Genomic DNA, 23,428 nt, shown 5'->3' on the forward strand with positions numbered 1-23,428 from the left:
CTGGCAAACCGTCCGGCCCTGCCCCCTAGAGCAGCGACTTGAGGTATTTGCCGTAGCTGTTCTTCTTGTAGCGCTCGGCCATCTCGGCCAGGGCCGCGCGCGAGATCCAGCCCTGATCGAGCGCAATCTCCTCGGGGCAGCCGGTCTGGAGACCCTGGCGTGCCTCGAGCGTGCGCACGAAATTCCCCGCATCCAGCAGACTGCCATGCGTGCCGGTATCCAGCCAGGCATAGCCGCGGCCCATGCGTTCGACGGACAGGCTGCCCTCGTGGAGATACATCTCGAGAAGCGTGGTGATCTCCAGCTCGCCCCGCGCCGAAGGCCGGACCTCGCGCGCGCGCGCCGGCGCCGTGCCGTCGAGGAAATAGAGCCCCGTGACGGCATAATTCGACGGCGGCACCTCGGGTTTCTCAATGATGGCGCGGACCTGGCCCTCGGCGTCGAAATCCACCACGCCATAGCGTTCGGGATCGGCGACGCGATAGCCGAAGACCGTGCCGCCGCTTGCGCGCTGATCCGCCGCCGCCAGAAGCCGCGGCAACCCTTGCCCAAAGAAGATGTTGTCGCCCAGCACCATCGCCGAAGGCGCCCCGGCCAGGAAGTCCTCGGCCAGGATATAGGCCTGGGCCAGCCCGTCGGGGCTGGGCTGGGTGATCCATTCGAAGCGCAGGCCCCATTGGCTGCCATCGCCCAGAAGGCGGATGAACTGGGCCTGGTCCTCGGGCGTGGTGATCAGCGCGATCTCGCGGATGCCGGCCAGCATCAGCACCGAGATCGGATAATAGATCATCGGCTTGTCGTAGATGGGCAGAAGCTGCTTCGAGACCGCCTGCGTGATCGGATAGAGCCGCGTCCCCGAGCCGCCCGCCAGAATGATGCCCTTGCGTGTCATGGTCGTGCCTCTCCCAGTTCCTTCAGCACCCGGGCCAGCCCCTTGCGCCAGTCCGGGCGCGGCAGGCCGAATGCGGCATTCGTGCTCCGGCAATCCAGCCGCGAGTTGAGCGGCCGGCGCGCGGGCGTCGGATAGGCCGTGGTCGGGATCTCCGCGACGCGGGTCGCCATCCCGGCCTGCGCGAAGATCTCGCGGGCAAGGCCTGCCCAAGACGTATCCGGCGCGCCGGCAAAATGATAAGTCCCCGTGCGCGACGGGTCGTCGCAGAGCCCGCGCGCCACGCGCAGGCAGGCCGCGGCCAGATCGTCGGCAGGCGTCGGCCCGCCGATCTGGTCGGCCACCACCGACACCTCGGGCCGGGTCGCGCCCAGCCGCAGCATGGTGCGCACGAAGTTTTGCCCCACCGCCGAGAACACCCACGAGGTGCGCAGGATCGCATGCACCCCGCCCGCAGCGCGCACGCCCGCCTCGCCGGCCAGCTTGCTGGCGCCATAGACGCCCAGGGGGCCGGTCGGGGCCGCGGGGGTCCAGGGGGTGTCGCCGCGGCCGTCGAAGACGTAATCGGTCGAGACCTGCACGAAGGGGGCGCCCAGTTCGGCCGCGGCGCGGGCCATGGCGGCGGGGCTTTCGGCATTGACGCGATGGGCGGTTTCGGGCGCGCTTTCGGCGGCATCGACCCCGGTGAAGGCTGCGGCATTGATGACGGCCCGCGGCCGCGCCGCGCGGATCGCGGCGGCGCAGGCGGCGGGGTCTTCCAGATCGGCCGCAGAACGGTCGAGACAGCGCGTCGTCTCGGGCGCAAGGCGCTGAAGGGCAGAGGCCAGCTGCCCGTGGCGCCCGAAGACCAGGATCATGCCCCGCCCGTGCCCGTGGCGCCCGTGCCCGTCACGCCCGTGCCCGCGGCAGCAGTGCCGCCCGTGCCCGTGCCCAGCCGCTGGCCGACGCCGTGGCGCGCCTGCAGCGGGCGCCACCAGGCCTCGTTGTCCAGATACCATTGCACGGTGCGCTCCAACCCCTCCTCGACCGTCACGCTGGGCCGCCAGCCCAATTCGTCGCGGATGCGGCTCGGGTCGATGGCATAGCGCGCGTCATGGCCGGGCCGGTCGGTCACGAAGGTGATCTGATCGGCATAGGAGCCCCCGTCCGCCTTCGGCCGCTTGGCATCGAGAATGGCACAGAGCGTGCGCACCAGTTCGAGGTTGGTGCGCTCGTTCTCGCCGCCGATGTTGTAGCTCTGGCCCAGCGCACCCTTCTCCAGCACCAGAAGAAGCGCGTCGGCGTGATCCTCGACATAGAGCCAGTCGCGGATGTTCGAGCCGTCGCCATAGATCGGCAGCGGCTTGCCGGCCAGCGCGTTGAGGATGATGACCGGGATCAGCTTTTCGGGGAAATGGTAGGGGCCGTAATTGTTGGAACAATTGGTCAGCACCACCGGCAGGCCATAGGTTTCGGCCCAGGCGCGCACCAGATGGTCGGACGCCGCCTTCGAGGCCGAATAGGGGCTGCGCGGATCATAGGGGGTGGTTTCGGTGAATTTCACCGCAGGGTCCGCGGGCAGCGAACCGAAGACCTCGTCGGTCGAGATATGGTGGAAGCGGAAGTCCTGGGGCCGACCGCGCCCGATCCAATAGCCGCGCGCGGCCTCGAGCATGTTGTAGGTGCCGGTGATGTTGGTCTCGATGAAATCGCCCGGCCCGTCGATCGAGCGGTCGACATGGCTTTCGGCGGCCAGATGCATGATCGCATCGGGCTGATGGCGCGCCAGCACCGCCTCGATCGCGGCGCGGTCGCGGATGTCGGCCTGCTCGAAGGCATAGAGCGGGCTGTCGGCCACCGGCGCCACGTTCTCGAGGCAGGCGGCATAGGTCAGCGCATCGACATTGACCACCTGATGCCCGCGCCCCACCGCCAGCCGCACCACCGCCGAGCCGATGAACCCCGCCCCGCCTGTCACCAGAATCTTCATCACATCTCCTCTTGCCAGACGAAGGGGCTGTCGAAGCGGTCGAAGGGCACGGCGGCGGCATCCTTGTCCGACAGGATCGGCGCGCCAAGAAGGCCCCAGTCGATGCCGAGGCTCGACCACAAGACAGCGCCCTCGGTCTCGGGCGCATAATATTCAGTGCATTTATAGATGATCTCGGTGTCGGGCGCGCGCGTCACGAAGCCATGCAGAAAGCCCGGCGGCACCCAGATCTGGCGCCCGTTCGCGGCCGAAAGCTCGACCGCGGTCCAGCGGCCATAGCTCGGGCTGCCGCGGCGAATGTCCACGCAGACATCGAGAAGCGCGCCCTGCCCGCAGCGCACCAGCTTGCCCTGCGCCGCGGGCGGCGCCTGGAAATGCAGGCCGCGCAGCGTGCCCGCCTCGTGCGAGAGGGAATGGTTGTCCTGCACGAAATCGGGCAGATCCAGCCCCGCGGCGGCAAAGGCGCGCCGGTTCCAGGTCTCGGCGAAGAAGCCGCGCGCATCCCCGAACCGGCGCGGCGTCACGATCAGCACGCCCGGCAGGTCGGTCCGTTCGATGTGCATGCCGCAGAACTCCTTGGACATCGGGGCCGCGCCCGGTGTTAAGCCAGCCTCCCCGGCAAGGCAAGCCGCCCGGCCCGCCTGCCGGGAAAAGGCCGCCCCGGTTCAGAAGACGGTGACGGGGGTGCCCAGTTCAACGCTGTCGTAAAGCGCGATCACGTGGTCGTTGACCATGCGGATGCAGCCGTTCGAGACGGCATGGCCGATGCTTGCGGGTTCGGTCGTGCCGTGGATGCGGATCGCGGTATCGTGCCCGTTCTGGAACAGATAGAGCGCGCGCGCCCCCAGCGGGTTGCGCGGCCCGCCCGGCATGCCGTCGGCGTAGCGGGCATATTTGGGGCTGCGGGCGATCATCTCCGGGGTCGGGCGCCAGCTGGGCCATTCGACCTTGCGCGCCACCTCGGCCTGACCGCGGAATTTCAGCTCGCCCCGGCCCACGGCCACGCCATAGCGGATCGCCCGGCGCGGGGCATAGATGTGATAGAGGAAGAACTGATCGGACAGCACCACGATGCTGCCCGGCGTGAATTCGGGGCGCACCCAGACCTTGGTGGGATAGAACTGCGGCGCGATCGGCCATTGCGGCGCCGTTTCGGGCGTCACGGCCGGCTTGGCGGCGGGGCGCCGCCCTTCGGCCGCGGCGGGGGCGGGCACAAGCGCGGGTGCGGCCAGCGGCACGGCAGCCAGCGCGGCGCTCAGCAGAAGGCGGCGGTCGACGGAAGCGGACATCTGGGTCTCCGGATCGGGTGGCTGGCCGAATCTTGCCCAATGCCCCGCCCGCTCGCAAGCACCCAGACCGCCGCCACCGCCAGAATGCAGACGGGCGCGGCCATGATGCCGCGCCCGCCATGCGCGCGGAAGCGCACCCGCAGCTAAAGGGCCACGCCCCTGCGCGCTTATTCGAACGCGCAGCCCGGCTTGATGCCAAGGCGCGAGAAGATCATCGCCGCCGGGCAGAAACCGGTGAACGACGCCTGGATCAGATTCGCCCCGATGAAGGCGGTGAACAGCATCCAATAGGGCGAGAACAGATAGGCCAGCAGCAGGCTGAGCAGGATCATCGAGCCGGCAAAGGCCATCACGGCGCGGTCGAGGGACATGGGGGGTCTCCTTGCGAAACAATGTTGAAACGGTGTTGCAGAACCGCAGTTATCACCACGCATCTACAAATTCAATATCAAGAATATATATTCACGACATTGGCACCGGCCTTGACCCCGGCGCGCCGCCTGCTCTGTCTGGGGGCAGACGAGCCGGACAAGGGGAACGGGCGCAATGGACGCAACGGCGGGAGAATCGCAGACGGCAGGCGCCGAGGTCACGCTTCTGGTCGAGGGCATGCATTGCGGCGCCTGCACGGGGCGGGTCGAGCGTCTGCTGGGCGCGGTTGCCGGCGTCGAGGCGGCCGAGGCCAATCTGGTTGCGCGCAAGGTGCGGGTGCGCTTTGGCGCCCCGGCAAGCGCGCAAACGCTGGTCGCGGCGCTGGAGGACGGGGGCTATCCGGCCAGCCTGGCCACCGCGCGGCTGGCGGTCGAGGGGATGAGCTGTGCCGCCTGTGCTGCCCGCGTCGAGACCGCGCTGAGCGCCCGCCCCGGCGTGATCGCGGCGCGCGTGAACCCGGTGACGGGCCTCGCCGAGGCCGAGTATGCCCAAGGCGCGGTCACCCCCTCCGAGCTGGCCCGCGCCGTCACCGCGGCGGGCTATCCCGCCCATCTGCCCGACCCCGAGACCCAGGGCCCCACCCTGGCCGAACGTCAGGCCGCCGAGGCCGAGACCCTGCGCCGCCGCTTCCTTCTGGCGGCAGCCCTGACCGCGCCGGTCTTCGTGCTGGCGATGGGCGGGCACATGATCCCCGGCTTTGCCGCCGCGATCGAGACCACCCTGGGCACGCCGCTCAACTGGGCGATCCAGTTCGTGCTGACGACGGCGGTCCTTTTCGGGCCGGGGCGGATGTTCCTGACGACGGGGCTGCCCGCGCTCTGGCGCGGGGCGCCCGAGATGAACGCGCTGGTGGCGCTGGGGGCGCTTGCGGGCTGGGGCTATTCCGGCCTTGTCGCCGTGGCGCCGGGGTTGGTCGCGCCCGATCAGCGCCACGTCTATTTCGAGGCGGCGGCGATGATCGTCACGCTGATCCTGATGGGGCGCTGGCTCGAGGCGCGGGCGCGCGGGCGCGCGGGCGCGGCCATCGCGCGGCTGGTGGCGCTGACGCCGGACCGGGTGCGGCTGCGGCGCGGCGACACCGAGATCGAGGTGCCCGCCGCCGAGCTGGCCCGCGGCGACGAGGTGCTGATCGCGCCGGGCGGGCGCATCCCCTGCGACGGCATACTGATCGAGGGCACCGGCTGGGTCGACGAATCCATGCTGACGGGCGAGGCCCGCCCGAACGGCAAATCCCCCGGCGACACGCTGACCGGGGGCACCGTCAACGGCCCCGCGGCCCTGGTGATGCGCGTCACCGCCACCGGCGGCCAGACCGTCCTGGCGCGCATCATCGCCATGGTCGAGGCCGCGCAGGGCGCCAAGCTGCCGGTGCAGGCGCTGGTCGATCGCGTCACCCGCGTCTTCGTTCCGGTGGTGCTGGGGCTTTCGGCGCTGACGCTGGGGGTGTGGCTTCTGGCGGGGGCGGCCTTCGGCACCGCGCTGATCGCGGCGATCTCGGTGATGGTGATCGCCTGCCCCTGCGCGATGGGTCTGGCGACGCCGGTCTCGATCCTGGTGGGAACCGGGCGCGCCGCCGAGATGGGGGTGCTGTTTCGCCGGGGCGACGCGCTGCAACGGCTGTCCGAGGCGCGCTGGGTGGCCTTCGACAAGACCGGCACGCTGACCGAAGGCGCGCCGCGCGTCACCGATCTGATCCTGGCCGACGGCTGGACCGAGACCGAGGCGCTGACGCTGGCCGCAGGCGCCGAGGCGCGCTCGGAGCATCCGCTGGCCGCGGCGGTGGTGGCCCGCGCGCGTGAGGCCGGCCTGACCCCGCCCCGCGCGCGCAAGGTCACCGCCACCCCCGGCCGGGGCCTGTCGGCCGAGGTGGCGGGCAAGGCGGTGCTGATCGGCAATGCCCGCGCGCTGGACGAGGCCGGGATCGCCACCGCCCCCCTTGCCGCGGCGGCCGCGGATCTGGCCGCGGCGGGGCGCACGCCCGTCTGGCTGGCTGTCGCGGGCGAAGCCGTGGCGCTGATGGGTCTGGCCGATCCCGAACGCGCGGGCGCGGCCGAGACGGTGGCGGGGCTGCGCAAGCGGGGCCTGGGCGTGGCGATGGTGACGGGCGATCTGCGCGCCACCGCCGAGGTGGTGGCCGGCCGTCTGGGGATCGCGCGGGTGGTGGCCGAGGCCCTGCCCGAGGACAAGCTGGCCGCGCTTGAAGCCCTGCGCGCCGAAGGCACGCTGGCCTTCGTGGGCGACGGCATCAACGACGCCCCGGCCCTGGCCGCGGCCGATGTCGGCATCGCGCCGGGCGGGGGCACCGATGTGGCGATCGAGGCCGCCGAGGTCGTGCTGATGCAGGACGATCCGCGCGGCGTGCTGCGCGCGGTGGCGCTGTCGCGCGCGGTGATGCGCAACATCCGCCAGAACCTGTTCTGGGCCTTTGCCTATAATGCCGCGCTGGTGCCGGTGGCGATGGGGGTGCTGGTGCCCTTCGGCGGGCCCGGCCTGTCGCCGATGCTGGCGGCGGGGGCGATGGCGCTGTCGTCGGTCTTCGTGGTCTCGAACGCGCTGCGCCTGCGCACCTTCCGCGCCGAATAAGCCCCCAAGACACGTGAGCCCCCAAGACGCCCCCGGACAACGAAAAAGGGCCCCGCCGGCACGCCGCCGCGGGGCCCTTTCCCTGTCCTGTTCCGCCTGTCCCGCGCGGGAACTCAGATCAGCCCGGCATGGGCCATCGCGGCGTCGATCCGGGCGGCGGTGGGCGCGGTCACCGGCAGAAGCGGCAGACGCACCTCGTTGGCGCACAGCCCCAGCCGCGACATGGCGTATTTCGCGCCGGCCAGCCCCGGTTCGAGGAAGATCGCCTGATGCAGCGGCATCAGCCGGTCCTGATAGGACAGCGCACGGGCGTAATCGCCCGCCAGCGTCGCCTCCTGGAATTCGGCGCAGAGCTTGGGCGCCACATTCGCCGTGACCGAGATACAGCCCTGCCCGCCATGCGCATTGAACCCGAGCGCGGTCGCGTCCTCGCCGGACAATTGCACGAACTCCGGCCCGCAGAGCGCGCGCTGCATCGACACACGCTCGATCTTGCCGGTGGCGTCCTTCACCCCCACGATGCGCGGCAGGCGCGCCAGCTCGGCCATCGTCTCGGGGGTCATGTCCACGACCGACCGGCCGGGAATGTTGTAGATGATGATCGGCAGCGTGCTGGCGTCATGAATGGCGGTGAAATGCGCGATCATGCCGGCTTGCGTCGGCTTGTTGTAATAGGGCGTGACCACCAGCGCGGCATCGGCGCCCACCGATTGCGCATGCTGGATCAGCTCGATCCCCTCGGTGGTCGAATTCGATCCCGCCCCCGCGATCACCGGCACGCGGCCGGCGGCGGCGCGCACGACCTCCTCGATCACGCGGCGATGTTCCTCGTGACTCAGCGTCGGGCTCTCGCCGGTGGTGCCGACGGGGACCAGACCGTGGCTGCCCTCGGCGATATGCCACTCGACCAGCTTCTTGAGCGTGTCCAGATCCAGCGCGCCGTCCTTGAACGGCGTGACCAATGCGGGAAAGGACCCTTTGAACATGACACGCTCCTGATCTGGGCTTCGAGAAAGCCGATGGTGTGAGGGAGAGGGCCGGCGGCCCCCGAAAGGCGCCCGGAATCGGGCGGGAAATCGCGCGGAACCTAGACGAGGGCGCGGGACTTGCCAAGTTTCACTCTTGCGCCTTTTTCGCCGCCTTGGCACCAAGGATGTCCGCCCCGGTGCGCGCACGCCCCGCGGCCCGTGCCGTCCTGCCCGCCCCCGCACTGCCCCACACGCCGCCCCTCCGAAATGCCGGCCGTGACGCCCGCCCGAAACGCCCCCGCCTCTCGACAGCCCCGCCCCGCATCCCCACATGAGCGCCATGACCCGTTCACCCCGATCCTCTCGCCATCTTCTGTCCCGCCTGCGCCCGCTGGCGCTGGTGCTCGCGGTCTTCCCCGCGACACTGGCCCGCGCCGACGATCCGGCCGCGCTGGCCGCCGCGCTTCAGGCTGCGGGCGGGCGCGACTGGGACGCGGCGGCGGCGGCGGCGCGCGCCTCGGGGCCGCTGGCGCGCGACATCATCGAATGGCAGCGGCTGCGCGCGGGCGCGGGGCGCTTTGCCGATTACACCGCCTTCGTTCGCCGCCACCCCGACTGGCCGGGAATGGACCTGCTGCTGCGCCGGGCCGAGGCCACCCTGGACGACGCCACCGCCGCCGAGACGCTGGCCTTCTTCGGCACGCGCGCGCCCCTGACCGCCACGGGCGCATTGGCGCTGGCCGCCGCGCACAGGGCCACGAACGACCCCGAGGCCGCGACCCGCGTGCTGGTCGCCGCCTGGCGCAGCCTGCGGCTTTCGGCCGAGGATCAGGCGCGGATGCTGGAGGCCGCCGGCCCGCAGCTTGCGGCGCATCACGACGGGCGGCTGGCGATGCTGCTCGATGCCGGCCGTCCCGACGAAGCACGGCGCATGCTGGTGCTGGCCAGCCCCGACACCGCCGCCGTGGCCGCGGCGCGCATCGCGCTTCAGACCGAAACCGGCGACGTCAACGCGCTGATCGCGGCGGTGCCCGAAAGCCGCGCGGCGTCAGCGGGGCTGGCGCGCGACCGGGCGCGCTGGCGGGCGCGCCACGGCCTTGAGGCAGGCGCGGTCGAGATCCTGCGCGAACGCTCGCGCTCGGCCCGCGCGCTGGGCGATCCCGCGCTCTGGGCCGGGCTGCGGGCCTGGCTCGCGCGCGAGGCCCTGCGCGAAGGCCGCCCCGCCGAAGCCCATGATCTGGCCGCCCATCACCATCTGAGCGGCGGCAGCGATTTCGCCGAACTGGAATGGCTGGCCGGATATGCCGCGCTGCGGCTGGGCCAGACCGACACCGCGCTGACCCATTTCCGCGCGCTCGAGGCGGCCGTGTCCAGCCCGATCAGCCTGTCGCGCGCGCTTTACTGGCAGGGCCGCGCGCACGAGGCCGCGGGCCGGACCGCAGCCGCGCGCGCCGAATACGCCCGCGCCGCCGGCTGGCAGACGGCCTATTACGGCCAGCTGGCGGCGGCGCGGCTGGACCTGCCGCTGGCGGCCGATCTGGCGGCACCCGCCCCCCTGCCCGACTGGCGCAGCGCCGCCTTCGTGCAGGATCCGCGCTTTCAGGCCGGGGTCTTGTTGCAGGCGGCAGGCGCCCCCGATCTGGCCGAGCGTTTCTTCCTGCAACTGGCCGAGGATCTCGACACCGACGGGCTGGCGCGGCTGGGGCGGCTGGCGCTTGACTGGGCGCATCCGCATCTGGCGGTGCGCGTGGCCAAGGCGGCGGCGCTGCGCGGCACGGTGCTGGGCGGGGCCTATTACCCGCTGCCCGATTTCGACCCCGCAAGCCTTGCACCCGACGGCGTGCCGCCCGAGCTGGTGCTGGCCATCATCCGCCGCGAATCGGAATTCGACCCGCAGGTGGTCTCGCCCTCGGGGGCGCGCGGGCTGATGCAGCTGATGCCGCCCACGGCGAAGATGATGGCGGACGAGCTGGCCCTGCCCTATGACGCCGGCCGGCTGTTGCGCGACCCGGCCTATAACGCGCGGCTGGGTGCGGCCTATCTGGGCCATCTGCGCGATGATTTCGGGGATGCGATGGCGCTGGTCGCGGCGGGCTACAACGCCGGGCCCAACCGCACGAAATCCTGGGTGGCCGAGATGGGCGATCCGCGCGACGGGGCGGTGGACGTGATCGACTGGGTCGAGATGATCCCCTATTCGGAGACGCGCAATTATGTCATGCGCGTGCTCGAGGCGCTGCCGATCTATCGCGCGCGGCTGACCGGCGCACGCCGTCTCGACCCGATCGCGGATCTGCGCGGGCACGGAGCTGCCCGCCCCTGAACCGGTGCCGCCCGCTGCGCCCGCCCCCGAACCCGGCCCCCGCACCGGCCGACACCGCGGACCCGACACGCCGCCCGCGCCGCCTCAGACGGTGCGGTCAAGCTTGGTCGTCAGGTGGATGAAGCTTTCCGACGAGCGCACGCCCGCCATCTCGCCCACGGCATCGAGAATGCGGTCCAGCTCGACCGGCGAGGGCGCCGCGATCTGAAGCAGCAGGTCCACCCGCCCCGAGGTCGACATGATCCGCTCGACCCCGGCAATGGCCTTCAGCCTGGTCACGATCTGGGCCTGGATGCGCAGGTCGATGGTCAGAAGGACGGTGGCCTGAAGGCGGCTCGCGCGCGCGGCCTCGCCCAACTTGAGCGTGTATCCGGCGATCACCCCGGTGCTCTCCAGACGCTCGAGCCGGGCCTGCACGGTCGAGCGCGCCACCTTCAGCCGCCGCGCCAGAACCGCCAGCGACAGCCGCGCATCGCCCCCCAGATGGCGCAGGATCTGGGCATCGAGGTCATCCATCGGCAACACCTATCATTCTCACATGATTTTCGTCATTATGACGATATTTTCGCGCAAATCAAATCTTCCCGCCGTCAGATTTGTGCCTCATATCGCGGAAACTCGTAGAACAGGTGAAAGGGCGGCTCATACGCACCTGGCCTGGTTGGTTTGAACGCGCAAGCGGCTCCCAACCCGTCCGCCGGGGCAAGAGACAAATGCGTCTTGTTGGCACAGGAGAACGCCGATGGGACTGTCCAAAACGATCTGGTCCAACCCGATCGAAATCATCCGCACCCAATCCCCCCAGCACCCGGTCCTGGTGTTCGCGCCGACCGCGCTGCAGGCCACCGCGCGCCGGTTCGTGGCGGGTTTTCCGGGCATGGTGACCTATGCGGTCAAGTCGAACCCGGAAGAAATGGTGATCGAGAACCTCGTCGCCGCCGGCATCCGCGGCTTTGACGTGGCCTCGCCCGCCGAGATCGACCTGATCTCGCGCCTCGCCCCCGGTGCGGCGCTGCATTACAACAACCCCGTGCGCGCGCGGCGAGATCCTGCATGCCGTCAATGCCGGCGTGAAAAGCTGGTCGGTCGACAGCCGCTCCGAACTGGAAAAGCTGATCGAACTGGTGCCCACCGAGAACTGCGAGATCACGGTGCGCTTCAAGCTGCCGGTGGCGGGGGCGGCCTACAACTTCGGCGCGAAATTCGGCGCGACCGCGGATCTGGCGGCCGAGTTGCTGGCGCGCGTGGCCGAGGCCGGCTTCATCCCGTCGCTGACCTTCCATCCGGGCACGCAATGCACCGACCCGATGGCCTGGGATGCCTATATCCGCACCGCCGCCGAGATCTGCCGCACCGCCGGCATCAAGGCCGCGCGTCTGAACGTGGGCGGGGGCTTCCCCTCGCACCGCACCCACGACGGGCTGCCCCAGCTGGACGCCATCTTCGCGCTGATCGACCGCGTTGCCGCCGAGGCCTTCGGCGCCGACCGCCCGGCGCTGGTCTGCGAGCCCGGCCGCGGCCTCGTGGCGGATGCCTTCACCCATATCACCACGGTCAAGGCGCTGCGCGACGACCAGCACGTCTTCCTGAACGACGGGATCTATGGCGGGCTGGCCGAACTGCCGCTGGTGGGCAACATCACCCGCATCGAGGTGATCTCGCCCGAGGGCGTGGCCCGCACCGCCGAGGCGCTGCCGCGCATCGTCTTCGGGCCCACCTGCGACAGCGTGGACCGTCTGCCGGGCGACGTGATGCTGCCCGCGGATCTGGCCGAGGGCGACCATGTGGTCTTCCACGGCATGGGCGCCTATTGCAGCGCGACCAACACGCGCTTCAACGGCTTTGGCCAGATGGTGATCGTGACGGCGCTGTCGCTCGACACCGCCTGGGCGCGCGACAGCGCCCGCGCCGCCTGAGGCGCCCCCACGGCCGCAGGGCCGCTGGAGCCTCCATTTCAAACGGGCCGCCCCGACATCAGGGGCGGCCCTTGCCATTCGGGGACATCCGTCCCCGCAGGGGCAACAGGCCAGCAAATGCGAAAAGGGGCCGCCGCAGCGACCCCTTTCCTGTTTCTTGGTTGCGCAGATGCGGCCCTATCAAGCCTTCTCGACTCAAACCTTCTCGACTCAGGCCCTCAAGACTCAGGCCACCGCTTCCAGCGCGCCCGGCGCCGCCAGCCCCAGCGCGGCGCAGACATCGAGCGTCATGCCGGGCCGGTTCAGCGTGTAGAAATGCAGATCCTCCACGCCCTCGCCCAACAGCCGGTCGCACAATTCGGTGCACATCGCCAGCGCCAGCGTCTCCTCGCGGCCATCGCGGATCGCGGTCTCGAAGGCGGCCTCCACCCAGCCCGGAACCGACGTTCCGCAGCGTTCGGCAAAGCGTTTCGTGCCCGCCCAGGACTGGATCGGCAGGATGCCGGGGATGATCGGGGCGTGGATGCCCGCATCGGCGCAGGCATCGCGGAAGCGCAGGAAGGTTTCGGCCTCGAAGAAGAACTGGGTGATCGCGCTCGAGGCGCCGGCGTCGATCTTGCGCTTGAGCCATTCGACATCGGCCGATGCGTCGCGGGCCTCGGGGTGGGGCTCGGGATAGGCGCCGCAGCGGATGGTGAAGCGGCCGTCGCGGGCCAGCGCCCCGATCAGCTCGATCGAGGAGGCAAAGCCCTCGGGATGGGGGGTAAAGGCGCCATGGCCCTTGGGCGGATCGCCGCGCAGCGCCACGATCTGGGTCACGCCGGCCTCGGCATAGGCGTTCACGATCTCCATGGTCTCGGCGCGGGTGGCCTCGACGCAGGTCAGATGCGCGGCCACGTCGAGCCCGTAATTCTTGCCGATCGTGGTCACGGCTTCATGGGTCAGCTGGCGCGTGGTGCCGCCGGCCCCGTAGGTCACGGAGACGAACTCGGGCCCGATCGGCGCCAGCGCGCGCACCGTCTCCCACAGACGGAACGAGGCATCGAGCGTTTGCGGCGGGAAGAATTCGAAACTGACGCGCGGTCTGGACATGGCTTTCCCCTTTGCGATGGCCTCTTGTGCCAGAAACGCCTTCGTGAGACAAACTCATAATATTGAAAATGATGATGAGGCGCACCTCAAGATGCATCTCGAATTGCGGCATTTGCGGACCATTCAGGCGATCCACCGGGCCGGGGGGCTGGCGCGGGCGGCGGAGATGCTGCACATCACCCAAAGCGCGCTGAGCCATCAGGTCAAGGGCCTCGAGGACCAGGTGGGGGTCGAGCTTTTCGTGCGCCGTTCCAAGCCCTTGCGGCTGTCGGCGGCGGGGCAGCGGCTGTTGCGTCTGGCCGAGGTGGTGCTGGCCGAGATCGAGGCCGCCGAGGCCGAATTCGAGGCGCTGCGCATGGGCAAGACGGGGCGGCTGCATATCGCCATCGAATGCCATGCCTGTTTCGACTGGCTGTTTCCGGTGCTCGAGCAGTTCCGCCGCGCCTGGCCCGATGTCGATGTGGATATCCGCCCCGGCCTGGCCTTTGGCGCGCTGCCCGCGCTCTTGCGCGAGGATGTGGATCTGGTGATCTCGTCGGACCCCGAGGACAGCGCCGGGCTGACCTTTCATCCGCTGTTCGATTATCAGCCGATGCTGGTGGCCCCCGCCAATTCACCGCTGGCCGCGCGCGATTACGTGACGGCCGAGGATTTCCGCGACCAGATCTTGCTGACCTATCCCATGGAGCGTCAGCGGCTCGATGTCTTCACCGAGCTGCTGGGGCCGGCGCGGGTCGAGCCGCGGGGCGTGCGGCAGGTCGAGATGACGGCGGTCATCCTGCTTCTGGTGGCCTCGGGGCGGGGGGTGGCGGTGCTGCCCGACTGGGTGCTGCGCGAGGTCAAGACCCAGCCCGATTACATCACCCGTCCGATCACCCGGACCGGGCTGCGGCGCAGGCTCTATGCCGCGACGCGCGACGCCGATGCCACCCTGCCCTACATGGCCCATTTCCTGCGCTTGGCGCGCAGCGAGCCGGTCAAGCTGCAACGGGCATGATCTGGACGCATGATCGGGGGGCATGAGGGGGCCGCGTGATCGGGCCGCATCGCGCAGGGGCAGTTTTTCACCCTGCCCCCCCGCACGATCTTTCCAAGACGCCCAAGACCCCCTATAGAGCCGCTTTCAAGGATCGGAGACCGTGAGAGATGCAAGGCAGCGCGAACCTCAACCTGATGATCAAGGCCGCCCGCAAGGCCGGCCGCACCCTGGTCAAGGATTTCCGCGAGGTCGAGAACCTTCAGGTCTCGGCCAAGGCGGCGGGCGATTTCGTCACCCGCGCCGACCGCGAGGCCGAACGCATCATCAAGGAAGAGCTGCGCGGCGCGCGTCCCTCCTATGGCTGGCTGGGCGAGGAAACCGGTGAGGCCGACGGCGAGGATCCCACCCGCCGCTGGATCGTCGATCCGCTGGACGGCACCACCAACTTCCTGCACGGGCTGCCGCATTGGGCAATCTCGATCGCGCTCGAGCACAAGGGCGAGATCGTCGCCGGGGTGATCTTCGACGCCGCCAAGGACGAGATGTTCGTCGCCGAAAAGGGCGCGGGCGCGTTTCTCAACGAACAGCGGCTGCGGGTGTCGGGGCGGAACAGGATGATCGAATCGATCTTTGCCACCGGCATTCCCTTTGCCGGGCGCCCCACCCTGCCCGCCACGCTTCAGGATCTGGCGCGGCTGATGCCCGCCTGTGCCGGCGTGCGTCGCTTCGGGGCCGCAGCGCTTGACCTGGCCTATGTGGCCGCCGGCCGCTACGAAGGCTATTGGGAACGCGGGATCCAGCCCTGGGACATGGCCGCGGGCCTGGTTCTGGTCAAGGAAGCGGGCGGCTTCATCGGCCCCGTGCGCGAGGGGCGCGAGATCTTCGCCTCGGGCGGGGTGATCGCGGCCAATGCCGAATTGTTCGACCCGCTCTGCAAGATCATCCGTCAGGCCGACTGACCCCGCCGCCCCGTTCCCGGGCAGCGCCCCCACACGCTATCAGACCCCCACACCGGCGGGCCCACACCCAGGCGGCCCAACACTGGCGGGCCTAACACTGGCGGGCCAACACTGGCGGGCCCCCACACCGGCAGGGCGGCGCGGCAGCGGCTACGCGTCCGCGCGGCTCTCCGTCTTGCGGGGGACCGGACCGCCCGCGTCTTGCCCCCGACTCCCCGCCCAGGCGCGCGAAGGTGATGCCCGAACGGGGGCCGAAGTCAGCGTGGATGCGATTTCGTGTCCCCGCCCACGCGCGCGCCGGTGATGCGCACCCGACCGCCGGGCGGAACCTGCGCCAGCCGTTCCCCCCCCACGCGCACGCCGGTCCCCGCAGCCCCACACGCGGGCCTGCGCTCTCTCGCCCTCCCTCCGGCGCACCCTCCCCCCGCGCGCCCTTCCACAGACCGTCCGCGGCTGCGGCCCCGCGCCGCTGGCAATGGCGGGCTGTTCGCGCTAGCTCTGGGCGGAAACCCTCCCTCCCGGCCGCACGAGCGCCCCCCGGCGCCCCATCGGCCCCTCAAGCTGAATTCCGTTCCGAATGTCCCTCACCCTCGTCGCCATCCCCTGTCGCACCGACAATTACGCCTGGCTCCTCCATGACCACGGCACCGACACCACCACCCTGATCGACGCCCCCGAAGCCGCCCCGATCCTGCGCGCGCTGCATGATCGCGGCTGGAAGCTGAGCCATATCCTGCTGACGCATCACCATGCCGATCATACCGCCGGGGCGCCCATGCTCGAGGCGGCGACCGGCGCGCGGCTGATCGGGGCGGCGGCCGATGCCCATCGTCTGCCGCTTCTGTCGGATGCGGTCGAACCGGGCCAGACGCTGGCCGTGGGCATGCAGCAGGTCACGGTGATGGATGCGCCGGGCCACACCATCGGCCATGTCGCCTATCACTTCGCGCAGGCGCGGCTGCTCTTTTCGGGCGACAGCCTGATGTCGTGGGGCTGCGGGCGCCTGTTCGAGGGGACCGCGGCGCAGATGCAGGACACGCTGTCACGCATGGCGGCGCTGCCCGGCGACACGCAGATCTGCTCGGGGCATGAATATACCGAAGCCAACGGCCGTTTCGCGCTGTCGCTCGAGCCCGACCACCCCGACCTTCTGGAAAGGATGGCGCGCGTGCGCGCGCTGCGGGCCGAGGGGCAGCCGACGCTGCCGGCGACGCTGGCGCTCGAGCTGCGCACCAACCCCTATCTGCGCACCGCCGACCCCGGCCTGCGCGCCGCCATCGGGATGGGCCCCGAGGCCGACGACAGCACCGTCCTGGCCGAATTGCGCGCCCGCAAGGACCGGTTCTGAGGGCCCCTGAAGGGGGCCCAAGCGGGCCAAGGTCAACGATGTCTTCACCCTGGCCCGCCCCGCGGGGTCGCCTCTGCGCGCGCGCAATGCTAGGCTTGGCTCATCTCTCCCGCGACACGGAAAACCTGCGCTCATGACACCGCCCCCTGCCCCCGCCCGCCCCCTTCTGCGCCGCCTGACGGCACTGGGGCCGGCGATGGGGCGGATCGCCCAGACCGAGGCGCTGCGTGCGGGCCTGGGCGCGGGCATCGGCATCGCCATCGCCGCGCTTCTGGTGACGCTGCTGCCCGATCCGCGCGGCACCGGCATCTATCTGATCGCGCCGCTGGGCGCCACGGCGGTGCTGGCCTTCGGTCTGCCCAACAGCCCGATGGCCCAGCCCTGGTCGGCGGTGGCGGGCAACACCATCGCTGCGACCGCCGCCCTGATCGTGGCGCATCTGACCGACCCGCCGCTGACCCAGGGCATGGCCGTGGGCGCCGCCGTCATCGCCATGTCAAGCCTGCGCGCGCTGCATCCGCCCGGCGCGGCGATCGCGCTCTTCGTCTCGCTCGAGGCCGAGGCCGGGCACCCGCCCGACCTGTGGTTCCCGCTGATGCCGGTGGCGGTGATGACCGGCGCGCTGGTGGCGCTGGCGGTGCTCTATAACCGGCTGACCGGGCGGGTCTATCCGCTGCGCCGGCTGGCGCCCCCGGCCGCGCCCGCACCGGGCAGCGACCGGCCCTCCAACCTGGATACCGCCGCGCTCGAGGGGCTTCTGGACCGTTTCAACCAGTCAAGCAACCTCGGCGCCGCCGACCTGGGCCGGATGCTGGCCGAGGCCGAGGAGCTGGTCGCCGAGACCCGCTTCGGCGCCACCCGCTGCGACGAGGTGATGACCCGCGTGCTGCTGACCGTCACGCCGATGACGCGCCTCGTGCAGATCGCGCAGCTGATGGGGTTTCACGATCTGAAATCGCTGCCCGTGGTCGAACGCGGAAAGCTGCGGGGCATGATCTTTCAGGGGCCGGTGCTGCGCGCGCTGTCCGAAGGGCGCCCCGGCCTGCGCGCGCGCGATCTGGCGCGCCCGGTGGTGCCGGTCGCCCCCGACCTGCCCGTCGGCGTGCTGTTGGCCCGGCTGAGCAGCAGCCATGAACAGGCCGTCCCGGTGACCGAAGCCGGCGCGCCCGAGGGCCGGCTTCTGGGGTTGATCACCCGCACCGACGTGCTCATGTTGATGTTCCACCGGGTGCGGCTACCCAACGCGCCCCAGCCGCCCGAAGTCACGTCCCCCGAAACCACGTCCCCCGAAGCCCCCGCAGGCCCCCCGCCCACGCAGCCGGGTGCGAAGGACGCCCCCGCGCCGGACACGGCCTCCGCGCGCTAGACCAATGCGACAGCCCGTCGCAGCGATGCCCGACAGGGGGCGGCAGGGCCTTCGCGCCGATCACAATTCGCGCAAAGCGTAAACCATAAGCAGAAATTCCCCGAATCCCCCTTGAAGGCGGGGCGTTTCCACCGAACTTTAACCATATGCGGTCACGCTGAACCTGCGGCCCCGCGACAATCGGCCACCAGGAAAGGAGCACGCCTTGCCTTCGTTCTCGACCACGCTCGAACAGGCCATCCACGGTGCACTGGCGCTTGCCAATGCCCGCCGACATGAACTGGCCACGCTGGAACACCTGCTGCTTGCCCTGCTGGACGAACCCGATGCGGCGCGCGTGATGCGGGCCTGTTCCGTCGATCTTGACGAGCTGCGCCAGACCCTTACCGAATTCATCGACGACGATCTCTCGACGCTTGTCACCGATGTCGAAGGCTCGGAGGCGGTGCCCACCGCCGCCTTCCAGCGCGTGATCCAGCGCGCGGCCATCCATGTGCAAAGCTCCGGCCGGACCGAGGTGACGGGGGCCAATGTCCTGGTCGCCATCTTCGCCGAGCGCGAATCGAACGCGGCCTATTTCCTGCAAGAACAGGACATGACCCGCTATGACGCGGTGAATTTCATCGCCCACGGCGTGGCCAAGGATCCCGAATTCGGCGAAGCGCGCCCGGTGATCGGCGCCGAGGCCGAGGGGGCCAAATCCGAACCCAACCCGTCGGAGAACCGCGACTCGGCGCTGGCCAAGTATTGCGTGGACCTGAACGCCAAATCCTCGAAGGGCGAGGTCGATCCGCTGATCGGGCGCGAGCCCGAGGTCGAGCGCTGCATCCAGGTGCTGTGCCGCCGGCGCAAGAACAACCCGCTGCTGGTCGGCGATCCCGGCGTCGGCAAGACCGCCATCGCCGAGGGGCTGGCCCTCAAGATCACGCGCGGCGAAACCCCCGACATCCTGTCGGGCGCCACGATCTATTCGCTGGACATGGGCGCGCTTCTGGCCGGCACCCGCTATCGCGGCGATTTCGAGGAACGCCTGAAGGCCGTCGTCAAGGAGCTCGAGGAGCATCCCGACGCCATCCTCTTCATCGACGAGATCCACACCGTGATCGGTGCCGGTGCCACCTCGGGCGGGGCGATGGATGCCTCGAACCTGCTCAAGCCGGCACTCCAGGGCGGCAAGCTGCGCTGCATGGGCTCGACCACCTACAAGGAATTCCGCCAGCATTTCGAAAAGGATCGCGCGCTGTCGCGGCGATTCCAGAAGATCGACGTCAACGAGCCCAGCCAGGCCGATGCGGTCAAGATCCTGATGGGGCTGAAACCCTATTTCGAGAAACACCACGATCTGCGCTACACCAATGACGCGATCCGCATGGCGGTGGAATTGTCGGCGCGCTACATCCACGACCGCAAGCTGCCCGACAAGGCCATCGACGTGATCGACGAGGCCGGCGCAGCCCAGCACCTGGTCGCGGAGAGCCGTCGGCGCAAGACCATCGGCGCCAAGGAGATCGAGGCCGTCGTGGCCAAGATCGCCCGCATCCCGCCGAAAAGCGTGTCGAAGGACGATGCCGAGGTGCTGCGCGATCTGGAAAAGACGCTCAAGCGCGTGGTCTTCGGCCAGGACAAGGCCATCGAGACGCTGTCTTCGGCGATCAAGCTGGCCCGGGCCGGCCTGCGCGAGCCCGAGAAGCCCATCGGCAACTATCTCTTTGCCGGCCCCACCGGCGTCGGCAAAACCGAGGTCGCCAAGCAGCTGGCCAACACCCTGGGCGTCGAGCTGCTGCGCTTCGACATGTCGGAATACATGGAGAAACACGCCGTCAGCCGCCTGATCGGGGCGCCCCCCGGCTATGTCGGCTTCGACCAGGGCGGCATGCTGACCGATGGCGTGGACCAGAACCCGCATTGCGTGCTGTTGCTCGACGAGATCGAGAAGGCGCATCCGGATGTCTACAACATCCTGTTGCAGGTCATGGACCACGGCAAGCTGACCGACCACAACGGCCGTCAGGTGGATTTCCGCAACGTGATCCTGATCATGACCTCGAACGCGGGTGCGGCCGAACTGGCCAAGGCCGCCATCGGCTTCGGCCGGGAACGGCGCGAGGGCGAGGATACCGCGGCGATCGAGCGGACCTTCACGCCCGAATTCCGCAACCGTCTGGATGCGGTGGTCAGCTTTGCCCCGCTCCCGCGTGAGGTGATCTTGCAGGTCGTCGACAAGTTCGTCCTGCAACTCGAGGCGCAGCTTCTGGACCGCAATGTCCAGATCGAGCTGACGCCCGAGGCCTCGGACTGGCTGGCCGAAAAGGGCTATGACGACAAGATGGGCGCCCGCCCGCTGGGCCGCGTGATCCAGGAACACATCAAGAAGCCGCTGGCCGAGGAACTGCTGTTCGGCAAGCTGATGAAGGGTGGCCTGGTGCGCGTGGTGCGCAACGAGGAGGGCATCGCCCTCGAGATCGAGGAGCCGCAGAAGCCCCGCCTCTCGGGCTCGCGCCCGCCGCTTCTGACGGCCGGCTGAGCCCCGCGCGCGGGCCCCTCGGCCCGCGTCCATCAGAGCGGAGCCATTGGCCATCCGAGGCCAGGCCGTCGCGCGCCGCGGCTCCGACCTCCCGATCAAGGCGGTGCCCTTCCCTGGGCTCCGCCCTTTTCGTATCCGCTTTCATATTGGCCGCGGTCTCATAGGCACCGCTCTTCGATCCGCGCCTTGCTCTCACATCCGCGCCTTGCTCGCACGGGCACCGCCCTTTCCTCTGCCCGATCACAGACGCGCCGCCTTTTCCTGTGCGTGGCCTTTTCATGGGCCCCCCGTTTCATGCCCCCCCGTTTCGCAAGCCCCGCTTCATAGGCCCCGCTGTGTCAGACAAGGCGCCGTTTCATAGGCCCCGCCAATGCGCGCCGCCTCCCGCATCGCGCGCGGCCCTTTCGCCGCCTGGCGCGGGCCCGACACCACAGGCCCGAACCGCAGGCACGCCTCCCGTGCCGCGGCCTCACCGCCACGATGCCCAGGGCCCGCAGTGGGCCCGTCCGGCATCGAACCCGCCGGTGCCGTCCCGGCCGGGACGGTGGCACGATCCGCCGATCGTGCCGCACGCCTTGCGGAAGCAGCCCCGCCCCCGCGGCCTTCGAACAGCCCCTGCGCCCCCACGCCCCCCGTCGAAGACGACCTGTTCGGGCCGGATCTGTCCCCGGCGGCGCCGCGCCCGCGGGACCGCGCAGAGGGCCAAGCCGCACACGCTGACACGGGCGCCGCGCCCGATCCGCGGGCGTCCCGGCCCCGTCGCGCCCAATCCCGCGGCAGGGCGCGCGCAAAGCGCCCGGCCAGCCGCGCCCGCCTCTTGCCATCGCGCGGAAGCTGGCCGAACCTGCCCCCATGACCAACGCTCCAATCGTGACCGGCCCGGCGCAGGATGCGCTGTCGGCGCTGTCGTCCCCGCCCCCCGCCGCCGCCCCCCTGCCGCGCAAGCTGATGGCCGGGCTGATGCACCATCTGGGCGCCATCTACCCCGACGCCGATGCCGAGGCGCTGGCCCGGCGCATGGCCGCCGCCTTCTGGCCCGACGGCCAGCACCCCCGCACCACCGCGCGCAAGCTGACCGCACCGATGTGGGGGCCCAGGGACGCCTATGTCATCACCTATGCCGGCACGATCGAGGACGGCACGCATCGCCCGCTGACGCTGCTGCACGATTTCGCCCGCACCTATCTGTCGGGCGCCTTTCCGGGGCTGCATATCCTGCCCTATTTCCCCTTCACCTCGGACGACGGCTTTTCCGTCACCGATTACGAGACCGTGGATATCCGCCTGGGCGACTGGTCCGATATCGAGCGCATTGCCGCCGATTTCCGGCTGATGTCGGATCTGGTGCTCAATCATGGGTCGAGCCAGTCGAAGTGGTTTTCCGAATATCTCCAGGGCCATCCGCCCTATGACCGCTTCTACCGCGAGGCCGACCCCGACGCCGATCTGTCCGCCGTGGTGCGCCCGCGCGCCCATCCGCTGCTGCGCGCGGTCGAGACCGCCCGCGGCACGCGGCATCTGTGGTGCACCTTCAGCCACGACCAGGTGGATTTCGACTTTTCCAACCCCGACGTGCTGGAAACCTTCATCCGCATCCTGCGCGCCCATGTCGATCACGGCGTGCGCACGGTGCGGCTCGATGCGGTGGCCTTCGTCTGGAAACAGGAGGGCACGCCCTCGATCCACCTGCCCCAGACCCACGAGATCGTGCGGCTGATGCGGCTTCTGTGCGATTACGCCGCCGAGCCGGTGATCCTGATCACCGAAACCAACGTGCCCAATGCCGAGAACCTGAGCTATTTCGGCAACCGCAACGAGGCGCATGTCGTCTACAATTTCCCCGCGCCGCCGCTGATCCTGCATGCGCTTCTATTCGGCACCGCGCGCTATCTCAAGACCTGGCAGATGGGCATGCCCCCCGCGCAGGCCGGCTGCACCTATCTGAATTTCACCGCCAGCCATGACGGGATCGGCCTGCGCCCGGCCGAGGGGCTGATCCCCGAAGAGGAGATCGCCGAGATGATCGAGACGGTGCAAGGCTTCGGCGGGCTGGTGTCGTGGCGCACGATGCCCGATGGCTCGCGCAAGCCCTACGAGCTGAACGTGACGCTGTTCGATGCGCTCTCGGGCACGCGGGCGGGGCGCGACGATCTGGGCATTGCGCGGTTCTTGTGCTCGCAGGCGCTGGTGATGGCGCTCGAGGGGATCCCGGCCTTCTACATCCATGCGCTGCTGGCCACCGGCAACGATTACGCCGGCGTCGAGAAGCTGGGCTATAACCGCGCCATCAACCGCGCGCGCTGGAATTACGACGATCTGCGCAAGGCGCTGGCCGACCCCAAAAGCCGCCACACCCGCATCTTCAACGAGATCAAGCGGATGATGCGGCTGCGCGCGCGCCAGCCCGCCTTTCATCCCAATGCCACGCAATTCACCCTGCAACTGGGCGACGAGATCTTCGGCATCTGGCGCCAGAGCAGCGACCGCGCGCAATCCATCTTCGCGCTCTCGAACCTGACCGCCACGGCGCAGTCCCTGCCCGCCATGTCGCTGAACCTGATCGAGGGCAGCAGCTGGTGGGATCTGCTGAGCGGCGAGGACATCGCCCCCATGGGCGAGATCACCCTGGCCCCCTATCAGTCGCGCTGGATCACCAACCGCCCGCGCCCGGCCCGCGCCCGCCGCCGCTAGGGCCGTTTTCGGGTTTTCACCGCCCGCCCGGCATGACAGGCTGTGCCCGGACAAGGCCGCGCGCGGCGCGCGGCTTGCCAACGAACCGGGGCAACAGCGT

17 protein-coding genes and 1 pseudogene are annotated in these 23,428 nt (G+C 69.8%); 9 read left to right on the top strand and 9 right to left on the bottom strand.

Annotated elements, in window-relative coordinates:
* Positions 1-25: 25 nt before the first annotated feature.
* The 6 genes from rfbA to BW949_RS10175 form a co-directional block, all read right to left on the bottom strand.
* Positions 26-892 (bottom strand): glucose-1-phosphate thymidylyltransferase RfbA, encoded by an 867-nt coding sequence (rfbA, locus tag BW949_RS10150; RefSeq protein WP_076365725.1) that lies wholly within the window; start codon positions 890-892, stop codon positions 26-28.
* A complete protein-coding gene (gene rfbD, locus BW949_RS10155) occupies positions 889-1,746 on the bottom strand; it encodes a dTDP-4-dehydrorhamnose reductase (protein ID WP_076365727.1) in 858 nt (285 codons plus the stop codon). Before rfbD ends, rfbA begins: the two co-directional genes overlap by 4 nt.
* A complete protein-coding gene (rfbB, locus tag BW949_RS10160) occupies positions 1,743-2,858 on the bottom strand; it encodes a dTDP-glucose 4,6-dehydratase (protein ID WP_083947710.1) in 1,116 nt (371 codons plus the stop codon). Before rfbB ends, rfbD begins: the two co-directional genes overlap by 4 nt.
* Positions 2,858-3,421: a dTDP-4-dehydrorhamnose 3,5-epimerase gene (gene rfbC, locus BW949_RS10165; RefSeq protein ID WP_076365729.1), complete on the bottom strand. Its 564-nt coding sequence runs from the start codon at positions 3,419-3,421 to the stop codon at positions 2,858-2,860. The genes rfbB and rfbC overlap by 1 nt, the downstream gene beginning before the upstream one ends.
* Positions 3,422-3,523: 102 nt before the next feature.
* Positions 3,524-4,147 (bottom strand): L,D-transpeptidase, encoded by a 624-nt coding sequence (locus tag BW949_RS10170; RefSeq protein ID WP_076365731.1) that lies wholly within the window; start codon positions 4,145-4,147, stop codon positions 3,524-3,526.
* A gap of 167 nt (positions 4,148-4,314) precedes the next feature.
* Positions 4,315-4,518, bottom strand: a complete 204-nt coding sequence (locus BW949_RS10175; RefSeq protein ID WP_076365733.1) for a YgaP family membrane protein — start codon at positions 4,516-4,518, stop codon at positions 4,315-4,317.
* Between the two features lie 175 nt (positions 4,519-4,693).
* On the opposite strand from BW949_RS10175, the gene BW949_RS10180 reads away from it, so the two are divergent.
* The gene (locus BW949_RS10180; RefSeq protein WP_076365735.1) at positions 4,694-7,162 is read left to right on the top strand and encodes a heavy metal translocating P-type ATPase; all 2,469 of its coding nucleotides are present in this window, start codon (positions 4,694-4,696) and stop codon (positions 7,160-7,162) included.
* A 113-nt stretch (positions 7,163-7,275) separates the two neighbouring features.
* On the opposite strand, the gene dapA is transcribed toward BW949_RS10180, so the two are convergent.
* Positions 7,276-8,148 carry a 4-hydroxy-tetrahydrodipicolinate synthase gene (dapA, locus tag BW949_RS10185; RefSeq protein ID WP_076365737.1) on the bottom strand — a complete coding sequence of 291 codons (873 nt, stop codon included), beginning with the start codon at positions 8,146-8,148 and terminating at the stop codon, positions 7,276-7,278.
* 322 nt (positions 8,149-8,470) lie between these two features.
* Here dapA and BW949_RS10190 point away from each other — a divergent pair, with 322 nt between their 5' ends.
* A complete protein-coding gene (locus BW949_RS10190; protein ID WP_076365740.1) occupies positions 8,471-10,453 on the top strand; it encodes a lytic transglycosylase domain-containing protein in 1,983 nt (660 codons plus the stop codon).
* An 84-nt stretch (positions 10,454-10,537) separates the two neighbouring features.
* Here the strand turns inward: BW949_RS10190 and BW949_RS10195 are convergent, their stop codons facing one another.
* On the bottom strand, positions 10,538-10,969 hold the full coding sequence (locus BW949_RS10195) for an Lrp/AsnC family transcriptional regulator (RefSeq protein WP_076365742.1): 432 nt from the start codon (positions 10,967-10,969) through the stop codon (positions 10,538-10,540).
* 226 nt (positions 10,970-11,195) lie between these two features.
* Here BW949_RS10195 and BW949_RS17575 point away from each other — a divergent pair.
* Positions 11,196-12,369, top strand: a pseudogene (locus BW949_RS17575) (type III PLP-dependent enzyme).
* Between the two features lie 225 nt (positions 12,370-12,594).
* Here the strand turns inward: BW949_RS17575 and metF are convergent.
* Entirely contained in the window at positions 12,595-13,461 is an 867-nt protein-coding gene (metF, locus tag BW949_RS10205; protein WP_076365744.1) for a methylenetetrahydrofolate reductase [NAD(P)H], read from the bottom strand.
* Positions 13,462-13,552: 91 nt separating this feature from the next.
* Here metF and BW949_RS10210 point away from each other — a divergent pair, with 91 nt between their 5' ends.
* From BW949_RS10210 to BW949_RS10235, 6 genes are all read left to right on the top strand, one after another.
* Positions 13,553-14,458 (top strand): LysR family transcriptional regulator, encoded by a 906-nt coding sequence (locus BW949_RS10210; protein ID WP_076365746.1) that lies wholly within the window; start codon positions 13,553-13,555, stop codon positions 14,456-14,458.
* A 149-nt stretch (positions 14,459-14,607) separates the two neighbouring features.
* Positions 14,608-15,399, top strand: a complete 792-nt coding sequence (locus BW949_RS10215) for an inositol monophosphatase family protein (RefSeq protein WP_076365748.1) — start codon at positions 14,608-14,610, stop codon at positions 15,397-15,399.
* A 577-nt stretch (positions 15,400-15,976) separates the two neighbouring features.
* Positions 15,977-16,747 carry a hydroxyacylglutathione hydrolase gene (gene gloB, locus BW949_RS10220; RefSeq protein ID WP_076365750.1) on the top strand — a complete coding sequence of 257 codons (771 nt, stop codon included), beginning with the start codon at positions 15,977-15,979 and terminating at the stop codon, positions 16,745-16,747.
* A gap of 133 nt (positions 16,748-16,880) precedes the next feature.
* Positions 16,881-18,113 (top strand): HPP family protein, encoded by a 1,233-nt coding sequence (locus BW949_RS10225; RefSeq protein WP_083947711.1) that lies wholly within the window; start codon positions 16,881-16,883, stop codon positions 18,111-18,113.
* Between the two features lie 205 nt (positions 18,114-18,318).
* The gene (gene clpA / locus BW949_RS10230; RefSeq protein ID WP_076365754.1) at positions 18,319-20,637 is read left to right on the top strand and encodes an ATP-dependent Clp protease ATP-binding subunit ClpA; all 2,319 of its coding nucleotides are present in this window, start codon (positions 18,319-18,321) and stop codon (positions 20,635-20,637) included.
* A 948-nt stretch (positions 20,638-21,585) separates the two neighbouring features.
* The gene (locus tag BW949_RS10235) at positions 21,586-23,328 is read left to right on the top strand and encodes an alpha-amylase family glycosyl hydrolase (RefSeq protein ID WP_076365943.1); all 1,743 of its coding nucleotides are present in this window, start codon (positions 21,586-21,588) and stop codon (positions 23,326-23,328) included.
* The last annotated feature ends 100 nt before the right edge of the window (positions 23,329-23,428 follow it).

It is taken from the genome of Phaeovulum vinaykumarii, assembly GCF_900156695.1.
Lineage (GTDB): Bacteria > Pseudomonadota > Alphaproteobacteria > Rhodobacterales > Rhodobacteraceae > Bieblia_A > Bieblia_A vinaykumarii.